The following is a 13173-nucleotide window of genomic DNA, read 5'->3' on the forward strand; positions in this document are numbered from 1 at the left end:
AAGATGATCGCGGAGTTTGAATCACGCATTCTGGCATTAATCGACGGTATGGTTGACCATGCCAGTGATGATGAGTTGTTTGCCAGTGGGTATTTGCGTGGCCACCTGACATTAGCCATCGCAGAACTGGAAAGTGGTGATGACCACTCCGCTCAGGCGGTGCATACGACCGTTAGCCAGAGTCTGGAAAAAGCCATTGGTGCCGGTGAATTGTCGCCGCGTGACCAGGCGCTGGTGACCGATATGTGGGAAAACCTGTTTCAGCAGGCGTCACAGCAGTAAGTTGCGGCGTCTGGAGCACCATGCCTGATGCGACGCTTATCGCGTTTTATCAGGCCTACACGTCACACGTAGGTCGGATAAGGCGTTCACGCCGCATCCGGCAAACACTGCGAGAGCAGATTACCCCGCCTTAACCGCTTTACCCTTCAACAATTTCCGCACCCATAACCGATTCGGGTTTAACGCCGCCAGCGTACTGGCATCCATCGGAATCGGTTCGTCGCTCATCTGCGCCGCCAGAATCTCGGCACACAGCGGGGCAGAACACAAACCGCGAGAACCTAAAGCCGCAAACATAAAGAGATCGTCAAAAACCGGCGCGCTTACCGCCTCATCTTTCTGCTCCGCCAACGACGCATATTCCACGAGTGTTGCCTCATAATCGGGAACATTGCCTACCATTGGCAGATGATCGCGGGTGGCACAACGCACACCGCAGCGCGCCTCTTTATCACTGACATCAACCTCTTTTGCCCACTGTGCCTGCGGGAAACAATCAATCAACCGCTGGCGATTCTGCTGCTGATCGTCCTCACTGTACGCCGTATCTTCGCTGCCGCGATGATAACTGGCACCAATACAATGATGTTGATTCGCCGGATTTTGTGGCGTGAGATAACCGTCATAGCACAGCACCTGCTTCAGCTCTGCCAATTCCGGCGTTGTCGGAATATGGCTGACCTGCCCGGCAACCGAATACACCGGGAGAGTCGACGTTTGGCTGAATCGGCTGATTTGATGCCCGTTCGCCAGTACCACTACGCTGTGTGTTGCTTGCTGATCTCCTGCAAAATTCAACAACCAACAGTCATCCTTACGGGATAAATTCTGTAACTGATATTGATAATAAATCTGCAAACCCTGCTGTTGCGCCAGTTCCAGCACATTACGGGTCAGTTCTGCTGGGCACAGCCAACCACCTTGCGGATAAGTAATGCCGCTGCAATTTGTCGCAACGCCCGTAATTTGTTCAACCGCATTTGCCTCAACGGCTACAGCCAGTTCTGCGGGTAAATCCATTGACAACATCTGTGCGATTTTATGCTGGCTTTTCTCATCCCAGCCTAACTGCGTGACGCCGCACCAGTCATGATCAAATTTAACGGGTAATTGGTCGTAAAACCGACGAGCAAAAGTAAACGCATTAGAGAAAAAGCGGTTTAGCGCCTCATCGTGTTTGCTTAATAACGGATACAGCGCCCCCTGGCGATTGCCGGAAGCACCCAGTGCGGGGGCCTCATCCGCGCAATAAAGCGTTACCTGCCAGCCGCGCCGTAATAGCGCCAGCGACAACAACGCGCTGGCAATACCACCGCCGATAATCGCCGCTTCCCGTTTGCTGCTGCCCGTGCGGTTAAACCACGGCGCGGAGCAGGGGAGCGGTAATGTCTGTTCCATCACCCCGCAAAGCATTTCCCGTTTGCGCCCAAAGCCCTTACGTTTTTGCATCGTGAATCCGGCTTCCTGCAAACCGCGGCGGACAAAACCGGCAGACGTAAATGTCGCCAGCGTGCCGCCTGGACGCGCCAACCTTGCCATGGCGTTAAACAGATTTTGCGTCCACATATCCGGGTTTTTAGCTGGCGCAAAGCCGTCCAGAAACCAGGCATCTACTTTTTGATTTAGCGAATCGTCCAGTTGGCTGGTCAGTTCGTTAATATCGCCAAACCATAAATCCAGCGTCACGCGGCCTTCATCGAGCAATAAACGATGGCAACCGGGCAAGGGCATTGGCCACTGCGCCTGAAGTTGTTCTGCCCACGGAGCCAGTTCCGGCCAGTGTTGATGCGCTAAGGCTAAATCCGCACGGGTGAGGGGAAATTTCTCAAAACTAATGAAATGTAAGCGTTGTAATCGCGCTTGCGGATGTGCTTCGCGAAACTGATCAAATGCCTGCCAAAGCGTCAGGAAGTTTAATCCGGTGCCGAAGCCGCTCTCTGCTACCACAAACAGAGGATGTGGATGCTCAGGAAAGCGTACCTCTAATTGGTTACCTCCCAGAAAAACGTAACGCGTCTCTTCCAGCCCGTTATCGTTGGAAAAATAGACATCGTCAAAATCTCGGGAAACAGGTGTACCCTCAGCATTAAATTCGAGGTTGGCAGGTTGTATGGAGTAGTGTTTCACGTAAGTTACTCGTCTTACAGGCGGTGGCTCGATCTTAGCGATGTGTGTAAGGCTGCGCAAATTTCTCTATTAAATGGCTGATCGGACTTGTTCGGCGTACAAGTGTACGCTATTGTGCATTCGAAACTTACTCTATGTGCGACTTACAGAGGTATTGAATGAAACGTGCAGTGATTACTGGCCTGGGCATTGTTTCCAGCATCGGTAATAACCAGCAGGAAGTCCTGGCATCTCTGCGTGAAGGACGTTCAGGGATCACTTTCTCTCAGGAGCTGAAGGATTCCGGCATGCGTAGCCACGTCTGGGGCAACGTAAAACTGGATACCACTGGCCTCATTGACCGCAAAGTTGTGCGCTTTATGAGCGACGCATCCATTTATGCATTCCTTTCTATGGAGCAGGCAATCGCTGATGCGGGCCTCTCTCCGGAAGCTTACCAGAATAACCCGCGCGTTGGCCTGATTGCAGGTTCCGGCGGCGGCTCCCCGCGTTTCCAGGTGTTCGGCGCTGACGCAATGCGCGGCCCGCGCGGCCTGAAAGCGGTTGGCCCGTATGTGGTCACCAAAGCGATGGCATCCGGCGTTTCTGCCTGCCTCGCCACCCCGTTTAAAATTCATGGCGTTAACTACTCCATCAGCTCCGCGTGTGCGACTTCCGCACACTGTATCGGTAACGCAGTAGAGCAGATCCAACTGGGCAAACAGGACATCGTGTTTGCTGGCGGCGGCGAAGAGCTGTGCTGGGAAATGGCTTGCGAATTCGACGCAATGGGTGCGCTGTCTACTAAATACAACGACACCCCGGAAAAAGCCTCCCGTACTTACGACGCTCACCGTGACGGTTTCGTTATCGCTGGCGGCGGCGGTATGGTAGTGGTTGAAGAGCTGGAACACGCGCTGGCGCGTGGTGCTCACATCTATGCTGAAATCGTTGGCTACGGCGCAACCTCTGATGGTGCAGACATGGTTGCTCCGTCTGGCGAAGGCGCAGTACGCTGCATGAAGATGGCGATGCATGGCGTTGATACCCCAATCGATTACCTGAACTCCCACGGTACTTCGACTCCGGTTGGCGACGTGAAAGAGCTGGCAGCTATCCGTGAAGTGTTCGGCGATAAGAGCCCGGCGATTTCTGCAACCAAAGCCATGACCGGTCACTCTCTGGGCGCTGCTGGCGTACAGGAAGCTATCTACTCTCTGCTGATGCTGGAACACGGCTTTATCGCCCCGAGCATCAACATTGAAGAGCTGGACGAGCAGGCTGCGGGTCTGAACATCGTGACCGAAACGACCGATCGCGAACTGACCACCGTTATGTCTAACAGCTTCGGCTTCGGCGGCACCAACGCCACGCTGGTAATGCGCAAGCTGAAAGATTAATTCGCAGTAGGTCGGAGTAGACGCGCCAGCGTCGCATCCGACGTTACGCGCCAATGCGGCCTCCGGCACTAACGCAAAAGGGAACCTGATGGTTCCCTTTTTCACATCATTGACAATCGCCGCCAGTTCCAGGCAAACTTCCCGCTTTGTCGATTTCCTTCTGAAAAGACGTACGCGTTAAATCCTGCCAACGCACCGTAACCCTGAAACCAGAGAGATGAGACGGGGATACTCCTCGCCTTGCGCTGCATTCTGGAGTAATGCATGACTGCTGTAAGCCAAACCGAAACACGATCTTCTGCCAATTTTTCGCTCTTCCGCATCGCTTTTGCGGTTTTTCTCACCTACATGACCGTAGGGTTGCCGTTGCCGGTTATCCCGCTGTTTGTTCATCATGAACTGGGCTATGGCAATACCATGGTCGGCATTGCCGTCGGGATTCAGTTTCTGGCTACGGTGCTGACGCGTGGTTACGCCGGGCGACTGGCCGATCAATATGGTGCAAAACGTTCGGCGCTTCAGGGAATGTTAGCTTGTGGTCTGGCTGGCGGCGCGTTGCTGCTGGCGGCGATTTTGCCTGTCTCCGCACCGTTCAAATTTGCTCTGTTGGTCGTCGGGCGTTTGATTCTTGGCTTTGGTGAAAGTCAGTTACTGACAGGCGCTCTGACCTGGGGACTAGGCATCGTAGGGCCAAAACACTCTGGCAAAGTGATGTCATGGAACGGAATGGCGATTTACGGTGCCCTCGCTGTTGGTGCTCCGCTTGGCCTGTTGATTCATAGCCATTACGGTTTTGCCGCACTGGCGATCACCACAATGGTATTACCCGTACTGGCGTGGGCCTGTAACGGCACAGTGCGCAAAGTACCGGCCCTGGCGGGAGAACGTCCATCGCTGTGGAGCGTTGTCGGGCTTATCTGGAAACCAGGGTTAGGTCTGGCACTACAAGGCGTTGGTTTTGCTGTTATCGGGACTTTCGTTTCGCTCTACTTTGCCAGCAAAGGATGGGCGATGGCGGGCTTTACTCTTACCGCGTTTGGCGGCGCATTTGTCGTGATGCGCGTCATGTTTGGCTGGATGCCGGACCGTTTTGGCGGCGTGAAAGTGGCGATTGTCTCTCTGCTTGTAGAAACGGTGGGCTTGTTGCTGCTCTGGCAAGCCCCAGGTGCATGGGTCGCATTAGCGGGCGCGGCGTTAACCGGAGCCGGATGTTCGCTTATCTTTCCTGCGCTGGGCGTGGAGGTGGTTAAACGCGTCCCCTCACAAGTTCGCGGCACCGCACTGGGCGGTTACGCCGCGTTTCAGGATATCGCCCTCGGCGTCTCCGGGCCGCTGGCGGGAATGCTGGCGACCACGTTTGGTTACTCTTCGGTATTTCTTGCCGGGGCGATCTCTGCGGTGCTGGGTATTATTGTCACGATACTGTCATTTCGTCGGGGTTAACGAACCAGCCAGACCAGCATCAGGATAATCGCGACTAACAGTATCCACAGCGCGGGACGCGTTGCCATATTTTGCAACGTGTCCATCATCGGTGGAAAAGGATTAAGCAGCGGTTGCATAACACGCGGATCAATCCCTTTAACCCGCCGTTGATAAAGCTGATTAAGAATATCCTCGGCCTGGGCAGAAGAAAGCGATGATTGCGCAGAAAGACCATATTTTTGCTGGATATATGCCGATAACGCTGCCAGTTCACTGGCATCTAAAGGTTGTTTTAGCGTCATCTGTAGTGATTCCAGCGTCGGCGTATTTTGCTGGCTTAGCGTCTGACGCGCCTGTAGCCAGGTCACCAGATGGTTAAACAGTTTCGCTGGAATTAACTCGCCATCTTTCACCCCGGAAAGTTCCAGCATCGATTGCCAGATCTGTTTGCTGGGTTCCCCCGTTGCCGCCGCAAGTTTGGTCACCAGCTGTTTTAGCGCATTGTGCTCCGCCGGTAATAAAGGACGGTCGGTCGCCTCGCGCTGCTGTGGTTGCGGAATAACCATCTTCCCTTCCTGCAACAGGGTGAGAATGGTTTTTAATTGCTCCGGTGAGAGCTGATTCAGCGGCGTCTGACCAAAGTTATGACGGATATAATCCGTGACCGCCTGACGATTATTCCCCAGACGTAAATACTCCCCTAATTGCGCTAAAAGCTGGCGGGCAGAATGGCTTTTTTGCGCGGCCAGCAGACGTTGCGCCAGATTATGCTCAGCGGCAGGGAAGTGACGCGAAAGCAGCGGTGAATCTCCCGACAGACCAATATCGTGCCTGATACCCGCCCACAGTTCTGCTCTTTGCTGTTGCGTCAGTGAGGTCACTTTCGTCATTAAGCTTTCCAGCGAAGTACGTTGCTGACTGGATAAAGGCTGATTGCCCGTGCCAGACGGCAGATTATCTCCCTGACCTGGTGGTTGCCCAGGAGGAGGGCCGGAAATAGGTTGTATCATTACGTATCCTTATACCTGAAATCTTCGCAAGTATGCCTGGCCGCGAGATTATGGCACACTTGTCCGGTTAACTCTCGTCTCATACAGGTAACACAAACGTGAAAATCCTTGTTGATGAAAATATGCCTTATGCCCGCGACTTATTTAGCCGTTTGGGTGAGGTGACCGCGGTTCCCGGGCGTCCAATCCCCGTCGCTCAACTGGCAGACGCGGATGCGCTGATGGTGCGTTCGGTCACGAAAGTGAATGAATCTTTGCTGGCAGGAAAACCCATTAAATTTGTTGGCACTGCCACTGCGGGGACCGACCATGTCGATGAAGCATGGTTGAAGCAGGCGGGAATTGGTTTTTCCGCTGCACCTGGCTGTAATGCGATTGCGGTGGTGGAATATGTTTTCTCCTCCCTGCTGATGCTTGCCGAACGCGATGGATTTTCACTGTACGACCGTACGGTGGGGATCGTGGGCGTTGGTAACGTTGGACGTCGATTGCAGGCGCGACTGGAAGCGTTAGGGATTAAAACCTTACTTTGCGATCCGCCTCGCGCCGACCGTGGGGATGAGGGTGATTTCCGCTCGCTGGATGAGTTAGTCCAGCGCGCGGATATTCTGACTTTCCATACGCCACTCTTTAAAGATGGTCCGTACAAAACGCTACATCTGGCGGATGAAAAACTGATCCGTAGCCTGAAGCCCGGAGCGATTCTGATTAACGCCTGCCGTGGCGCAGTCGTCGATAATACTGCGTTGCTGACCTGCCTGAATGAAGGCCAGAAGTTAAGCGTAGTGCTGGATGTCTGGGAAGGCGAACCGGAACTCAACGTCGAGCTGCTGAAAAAAGTGGATATCGGCACGCCGCATATCGCAGGCTATACCCTGGAAGGTAAAGCACGCGGTACTACGCAAGTGTTTGAAGCTTATAGCAAGTTTATTGGGCATGAACAGCACGTTGCGCTGGATACATTACTGCCTGCGCCAGAGTTTGGTCGCATTACGCTGCATGGCCCGCTCGATCAACCGACGCTGAAAAGGCTGGTGCATTTGGTGTATGATGTGCGCCGCGATGACGCACCGCTGCGTAAAGTCGCCGGGATACCGGGTGAGTTCGATAAACTGCGCAAAAACTATCTTGAGCGCCGTGAATGGTCATCTCTGTATGTAATTTGTGATGACGCCAGTGCGGCATCATTGCTGTGTAAACTGGGTTTTAACGCCGTTCATCATCCGGCACGTTAATCTCTTCTTCATGCTCTCTGCTGTAACATTGGCAGGGAGCTTTGCTATTTCTGGAGTAAACCACCATGTCTGAAGGCTGGAACATTGCCGTCCTGGGCGCAACTGGCGCTGTGGGCGAAGCCCTGCTTGAAACGCTGGCTGAACGTCAGTTCCCGGTTGGGGAAATTTATGCACTGGCACGTAACGAAAGCGCAGGCGAACAACTGCGCTTTGGTGGTAAGACAATCACCGTGCAGGATGCCGCTGAATTCGACTGGACGCAGGCGCAGCTGGCATTTTTTGTCGCAGGCAAAGAAGCTACCGCTGCCTGGGTTGAAGAAGCGACCAACTCAGGTTGCCTGGTGATCGACAGCAGTGGATTGTTTGCTCTCGAACCCGACGTACCGCTGGTGGTGCCGGAAGTAAACCCGTTTGTACTGACAGATTACCGGAACCGGAATGTCATCGCCGTACCAGACAGTCTGACCAGCCAGCTGCTGGCGGCACTGAAACCGTTAATCGATCAGGGCGGTTTATCACGTATCAGCGTTACCAGCCTGATTTCAGCCTCCGCCCAGGGCAAAAAAGCGGTCGATGCGTTAGCGGGGCAGAGTGCGAAATTGCTCAACGGCATTCCGATTGACGAAGAAGATTTCTTCGGGCGTCAGCTGGCGTTCAACATGCTGCCGTTACTGCCGGATAGCGAAGGTAGCGTGCGTGAAGAACGTCGTATCGTTGACGAAGTACGCAAAATCCTGCAGGACGAAGGGCTGATGATTTCGGCTAGCGTCGTCCAGGCACCGGTATTCTACGGTCATGCCCAGATGGTCAACTTTGAAGCTCTGCGTCCACTGGCAGCAGAAGAAGCGCGTGATGCGTTTGTTCAAGGCGAAGATATTGTGCTCTCTGAAGAGAACGAATTCCCAACTCAGGTAGGTGATGCTTCGGGTACGCCGCATCTTTCTGTTGGCTGCGTGCGTAATGACTACGGTATGCCGGAGCAAGTCCAGTTCTGGTCGGTGGCCGATAACGTTCGCTTTGGCGGCGCGCTGATGGCAGTAAAAATCGCCGAGAAACTGGTGCAGGAGTATCTGTACTAATGTCCGACCAGCAACAACCGCCAGTTTATAAAATTGCGCTGGGCATTGAGTACGACGGCAGTAAGTATTACGGCTGGCAACGGCAGAACGAAGTCCGCAGTGTGCAGGAGAAGCTGGAAAAGGCGCTCTCCCAGGTGGCGAACGAACCCATCACCGTCTTCTGCGCCGGGCGTACTGACGCAGGGGTACACGGTACCGGGCAGGTTGTGCATTTCGAAACAACCGCGCTGCGCAAAGACGCGGCGTGGACCTTGGGCGTAAATGCGAATTTACCTGGTGACATCGCTGTGCGTTGGGTTAAAGCTGTACCTGATGATTTTCATGCCCGATTTAGCGCCACGGCTCGCCGTTATCGCTACATCATCTACAATCATCGGCTGCGCCCGGCGGTACTGAGTAAAGGGGTAACCCATTTTTACGAACCGCTGGACGCTGAACGGATGCATCGGGCTGCGCAATGCTTGCTGGGCGAGAATGATTTCACCTCGTTCCGTGCGGTGCAGTGCCAGTCCCGAACCCCGTGGCGCAACGTTATGCATATTAATGTCACGCGTCACGGTCCTTATGTGGTGGTAGATATTAAAGCGAATGCTTTTGTACATCATATGGTCAGGAATATTGTCGGCAGCCTGATGGAAGTCGGTGCCCACAACCAGCCGGAGAGCTGGATAGCAGAGTTGCTGGCGGCAAAGGACAGAACGCTGGCGGCAGCAACGGCAAAAGCGGAAGGGCTGTATCTGGTCGCGGTGGATTACCCTGACCGGTATGATCTTCCAAAACCGCCAATGGGCCCGCTATTTCTGGCGGACTAACGAGAATAATGCTCGGAACATTTCAGGCTGTAGCCAACGTAGTTACAGCCTGAAAGATGACGAGTACAAGGCATAGGCAAATATGGACCTGATTTATTTCCTCATCGATTTTATCCTGCACATTGACGTGCATCTGGCAGAGCTGGTCGCGGAGTACGGCGTCTGGGTTTATGCCATTTTGTTCTTAATTTTGTTCTGTGAAACCGGTCTGGTGGTAACGCCGTTTTTACCGGGTGATTCATTGCTGTTTGTTGCCGGAGCGTTGGCATCACTGGAAACCAACGATCTCAACGTCCATATGATGGTGGTGCTGATGCTGATCGCCGCGATTGTGGGTGACGCGGTCAATTACACTATCGGGCGGTTGTTCGGTGAAAAGTTGTTCAGTAATCCCAATTCGAAAATTTTCCGTCGCAGTTATCTCGACAAAACCCATCAGTTTTATGAGAAACATGGCGGCAAAACGATTATTCTCGCCCGTTTTGTGCCGATCGTCAGAACGTTCGCCCCGTTTGTTGCGGGAATGGGCCACATGTCGTACCGTCATTTCGCCGCTTATAACGTGATCGGCGCACTGTTGTGGGTACTGCTTTTTACCTACGCAGGCTATTTCTTCGGTACAATCCCGATGGTTCAGGATAACCTTAAGCTGCTGATCGTCGGGATTATTGTGGTTTCTATTTTGCCGGGCGTCATCGAAATAATCCGTCACAAACGCGCTGCGGCACGCGCCGCAAAATAAAAAGTAACTCCGCGGTTCGACCACTTTTTTATCCAAAGTTTCGGGCTGTTATGTTTTAATGTGCAACATTCATGGTCTGTTGGGGGCAAAAATGGCATTATGCGTCCCCAAAGATAAAACTGGCATCGAACCAGGTTCAGACAGAAAGGTCCCTAATGAGCTGGATTGAACGAATTAAAAGCAACATTACTCCCACCCGCAAGGCGAGCATTCCTGAAGGGGTGTGGACTAAGTGTGATAGCTGCGGTCAGGTTTTATACCGCGCTGAGCTGGAACGTAATCTTGAGGTCTGTCCGAAGTGTGACCATCACATGCGTATGACAGCGCGTAATCGCCTGCATAGCCTGTTAGATGAAGGAAGCCTTGTGGAGCTGGGTAGCGAGCTTGAGCCGAAAGATGTGCTGAAGTTTCGTGACTCCAAGAAGTATAAAGACCGTCTGGCATCTGCGCAGAAAGAAACCGGCGAAAAAGATGCGCTGGTGGTGATGAAAGGCACTCTGTATGGAATGCCGGTTGTCGCTGCGGCATTCGAGTTCGCCTTTATGGGCGGTTCAATGGGGTCTGTTGTGGGTGCACGTTTCGTGCGTGCCGTTGAGCAGGCGCTGGAAGATAACTGCCCGCTGATCTGCTTCTCCGCCTCTGGTGGCGCACGTATGCAGGAAGCACTGATGTCGCTGATGCAGATGGCGAAAACCTCTGCGGCACTGGCAAAAATGCAGGAGCGCGGCTTGCCGTACATCTCCGTGCTGACCGACCCGACGATGGGCGGTGTTTCTGCAAGTTTCGCCATGCTGGGCGATCTCAACATCGCTGAACCGAAAGCGTTAATCGGCTTTGCCGGTCCGCGTGTTATCGAACAGACCGTTCGCGAAAAACTGCCGCCTGGATTCCAGCGCAGTGAATTCCTGATCGAGAAAGGCGCGATCGACATGATCGTCCGTCGTCCGGAAATGCGCCTGAAACTGGCGAGCATTCTGGCGAAGTTGATGAATCTGCCAGCGCCGAATCCTGAAGCGCCGCGTGAAGGCGTAGTGGTACCCCCGGTACCGGATCAGGAACCTGAGGCCTGATAACTGATAAGGGCAGGGCCACTGGCTCTGCCCTTTTGCTATTCTCACCGTAACGAATCAGCGGATACCATGATTATCAAACGCACTCCTCAAGCCGCGTCGCCTCTGGCTTCGTGGCTTTCTTATCTGGAAAACCTGCACAGTAAAACTATCGATCTCGGCCTTGAGCGCGTGAGCCTGGTCGCGGCGCGTCTTGGCGTCCTGAAACCAGCGCCATTTGTGTTTACCGTTGCGGGTACGAATGGCAAAGGCACCACCTGCCGTACGCTGGAGTCGATTCTGATGGCGGCAGGGTACAAAGTGGGCGTCTACAGTTCGCCTCATCTGGTGCGTTATACCGAGCGCGTACGTGTGCAGGGCCAGGAATTGCCGGAATCGGCCCACACCGCCTCTTTTGCGGAGATTGAATCGGCACGCGGTGATATTTCCCTGACCTATTTCGAGTACGGTACGCTGTCGGCGTTGTGGCTGTTCAAGCAGGCACAACTTGACGTGGTGATTCTGGAAGTAGGGCTGGGCGGTCGTCTGGACGCAACCAATATTGTCGACGCCGATGTCGCGGTAGTAACCAGTATTGCGCTGGATCATACCGACTGGCTGGGTCCAGATCGCGAAAGTATTGGTCGCGAGAAAGCAGGCATCTTCCGCAGCGAAAAACCGGCAATTGTCGGTGAGCCGGAAATGCCTTCTACCATTGCTGATGTGGCGCAGGAAAAAGGTGCACTGTTACAACGTCGGGGCGTTGAGTGGAACTATTCCGTCACCGATCATGACTGGGCGTTTAGCGATGCTCACGGCACGCTGGAAAATCTGCCGTTGCCGCTTGTCCCGCAACCGAATGCCGCAACAGCGCTGGCGGCACTGCGTGCCAGCGGGCTGGAAGTCAGTGAAAATGCCATTCGCGACGGGATTGCCAGCGCAATTTTGCCGGGACGTTTCCAGATTGTGAGCGAGTCGCCACGCGTTATTTTTGATGTCGCGCATAATCCACATGCGGCGGAATATCTCACCGGGCGTATGAAAGCGCTACCGAAAAACGGGCGCGTGCTGGCGGTTATCGGTATGCTACATGATAAAGATATTGCCGGAACTCTGGCCTGGTTGAAAAGCGTGGTTGATGACTGGTATTGTGCGCCACTGGAAGGGCCGCGCGGTGCCACGGCAGAACAACTGCTTGAGCATTTGGGTAACGGCAAATCATTTGATAGCGTTGCGCAGGCATGGGATGCCGCAATGGCGGACGCTAAAGCGGAAGACACCGTGCTGGTGTGTGGTTCTTTCCACACGGTCGCACATGTCATGGAAGTGATTGACGCGAGGAGAAGCGGTGGCAAGTAAGTTTCAGAATCGGTTAGTGGGCACGATCGTGCTGGTGGCGCTGGGGGTGATTGTACTTCCAGGGCTGCTGGACGGGCAGAAAAAACATTATCAGGATGAGTTCGCGGCTATCCCGCTGGTGCCGAAAGCGGGCGATCGTGATGAGCCTGATATGATGCCAGCCGCCACCCAGGCGTTACCGACGCAGCCGCCGGAAGGCGCAGCGGAAGAGGTGCGGGCAGGTGATGCCGCAGCACCGTCGCTCGATCCGGCCACTATTGCAGCCAATAACACCGAGTTTGAACCGGAACCTGCACCGGTCGCCCCACCGAAGCCGAAACCGGTGGAGCCGCCTAAACCGAAGGTTGAAGCACCACCTGCGCCGAAGCCAGAACCGAAGCCGGTCGTGGAAGAAAAAGCAGCGCCAACGGGTAAAGCCTATGTTGTGCAACTGGGTGCGCTGAAAAATGCCGATAAAGTGAATGAGATTGTCGGTAAGCTGCGCGGTGCCGGTTATCGGGTTTATACGTCGCCATCCACGCCAGTGCAGGGTAAAATTACCCGTATTCTGGTTGGGCCGGATGCCTCGAAAGATAAGCTGAAAGGTTCGCTGGGTGAGTTGAAGCAACTTTCTGGCTTAAGTGGCGTGGTAATGGGCTATACGCCGAATTAATACAGTCTTGCCTGATGCGACG

General features: G+C 54.1%; 12 protein-coding genes. 10 read left to right on the forward strand and 2 right to left on the reverse strand.

The features are described 5' to 3' along the window. The first annotated feature begins 3 nt into the window (after nt 1-3). Complete coding sequence (locus ACU8XX_RS07450; protein ID WP_000559764.1) at nt 4-282, forward strand: YfcL family protein; 279 nt, start codon at nt 4-6, stop codon at nt 280-282. Between the two features lie 120 nt (nt 283-402). On the opposite strand, the gene mnmC is transcribed toward ACU8XX_RS07450, so the two are convergent. Beyond that, nucleotides 403-2409 carry a bifunctional tRNA (5-methylaminomethyl-2-thiouridine)(34)-methyltransferase MnmD/FAD-dependent 5-carboxymethylaminomethyl-2-thiouridine(34) oxidoreductase MnmC gene (mnmC, locus tag ACU8XX_RS07455; RefSeq protein ID WP_000683822.1) on the reverse strand — a complete coding sequence of 669 codons (2007 nt, stop codon included), beginning with the start codon at nt 2407-2409 and terminating at the stop codon, nt 403-405. Between the two features lie 158 nt (nt 2410-2567). On the opposite strand from mnmC, the gene fabB reads away from it, so the two are divergent. Then, nucleotides 2568-3788, forward strand: a complete 1221-nt coding sequence (gene fabB, locus ACU8XX_RS07460; protein ID WP_000817178.1) for a beta-ketoacyl-ACP synthase I — start codon at nt 2568-2570, stop codon at nt 3786-3788. Nucleotides 3789-4052: 264 nt separating this feature from the next. Beyond that, nucleotides 4053-5231, forward strand: a complete 1179-nt coding sequence (locus ACU8XX_RS07465) for an MFS transporter (protein ID WP_000127781.1) — start codon at nt 4053-4055, stop codon at nt 5229-5231. On the opposite strand, the gene flk is transcribed toward ACU8XX_RS07465, so the two are convergent. Next, nucleotides 5228-6223: a flagella biosynthesis regulator Flk gene (flk, locus tag ACU8XX_RS07470; protein ID WP_000615834.1), complete on the reverse strand. Its 996-nt coding sequence runs from the start codon at nt 6221-6223 to the stop codon at nt 5228-5230. The two genes, ACU8XX_RS07465 and flk, sit on opposite strands and share 4 nt — an antisense overlap. A gap of 98 nt (nt 6224-6321) precedes the next feature. Between flk and pdxB the strand changes: the two genes are divergently transcribed. From pdxB to dedD, 7 genes are all read left to right on the forward strand, one after another. Further along, nucleotides 6322-7458, forward strand: coding sequence for a 4-phosphoerythronate dehydrogenase PdxB (gene pdxB, locus ACU8XX_RS07475; protein WP_000699145.1), 1137 nt, complete (start codon nt 6322-6324; stop codon nt 7456-7458). 65 nt (nt 7459-7523) lie between these two features. Then, complete coding sequence (locus ACU8XX_RS07480) at nt 7524-8537, forward strand: aspartate-semialdehyde dehydrogenase (protein ID WP_001289167.1); 1014 nt, start codon at nt 7524-7526, stop codon at nt 8535-8537. After that, entirely contained in the window at nt 8537-9349 is an 813-nt protein-coding gene (truA, locus tag ACU8XX_RS07485) for a tRNA pseudouridine(38-40) synthase TruA (protein ID WP_001283585.1), read from the forward strand. Before ACU8XX_RS07480 ends, truA begins: the two co-directional genes overlap by 1 nt. An 82-nt stretch (nt 9350-9431) precedes the next feature. Then, nucleotides 9432-10091 (forward strand): DedA family protein, encoded by a 660-nt coding sequence (locus ACU8XX_RS07490; protein WP_000364335.1) that lies wholly within the window; start codon nt 9432-9434, stop codon nt 10089-10091. 155 nt (nt 10092-10246) lie between these two features. Further along, nucleotides 10247-11161, forward strand: coding sequence for an acetyl-CoA carboxylase, carboxyltransferase subunit beta (accD, locus tag ACU8XX_RS07495; protein WP_000118404.1), 915 nt, complete (start codon nt 10247-10249; stop codon nt 11159-11161). 69 nt (nt 11162-11230) lie between these two features. After that, nucleotides 11231-12499 carry a bifunctional tetrahydrofolate synthase/dihydrofolate synthase gene (gene folC, locus ACU8XX_RS07500; protein ID WP_000584546.1) on the forward strand — a complete coding sequence of 423 codons (1269 nt, stop codon included), beginning with the start codon at nt 11231-11233 and terminating at the stop codon, nt 12497-12499. After that, complete coding sequence (gene dedD / locus ACU8XX_RS07505) at nt 12489-13151, forward strand: cell division protein DedD (protein WP_000146992.1); 663 nt, start codon at nt 12489-12491, stop codon at nt 13149-13151. The genes folC and dedD overlap by 11 nt, the downstream gene beginning before the upstream one ends. Nucleotides 13152-13173: the final 22 nt, after the last annotated feature.

The sequence above is a fragment of the Escherichia sp. MAL-1 genome (assembly GCF_052948035.1).

Excerpts from the sequence above, each read along its gene's own strand:
- ACU8XX_RS07450 (WP_000559764.1), top strand. The coding sequence starts at position 4 with ATGATCGCGGAGTTTGAATCACGCATTCTGGCATTAATCGACGGTATG.
- fabB (WP_000817178.1), top strand. The coding sequence starts at position 2,568 with ATGAAACGTGCAGTGATTACTGGCCTGGGCATTGTTTCCAGCATCGGT.
- ACU8XX_RS07465 (WP_000127781.1), top strand. The coding sequence starts at position 4,053 with ATGACTGCTGTAAGCCAAACCGAAACACGATCTTCTGCCAATTTTTCG.
- flk (WP_000615834.1), bottom strand. The coding sequence starts at position 6,223 with ATGATACAACCTATTTCCGGCCCTCCTCCTGGGCAACCACCAGGTCAG.
- ACU8XX_RS07480 (WP_001289167.1), top strand. The coding sequence starts at position 7,524 with ATGTCTGAAGGCTGGAACATTGCCGTCCTGGGCGCAACTGGCGCTGTG.
- truA (WP_001283585.1), top strand. The coding sequence starts at position 8,537 with ATGTCCGACCAGCAACAACCGCCAGTTTATAAAATTGCGCTGGGCATT.
- ACU8XX_RS07490 (WP_000364335.1), top strand. The coding sequence starts at position 9,432 with ATGGACCTGATTTATTTCCTCATCGATTTTATCCTGCACATTGACGTG.
- accD (WP_000118404.1), top strand. The coding sequence starts at position 10,247 with ATGAGCTGGATTGAACGAATTAAAAGCAACATTACTCCCACCCGCAAG.
- folC (WP_000584546.1), top strand. The coding sequence starts at position 11,231 with ATGATTATCAAACGCACTCCTCAAGCCGCGTCGCCTCTGGCTTCGTGG.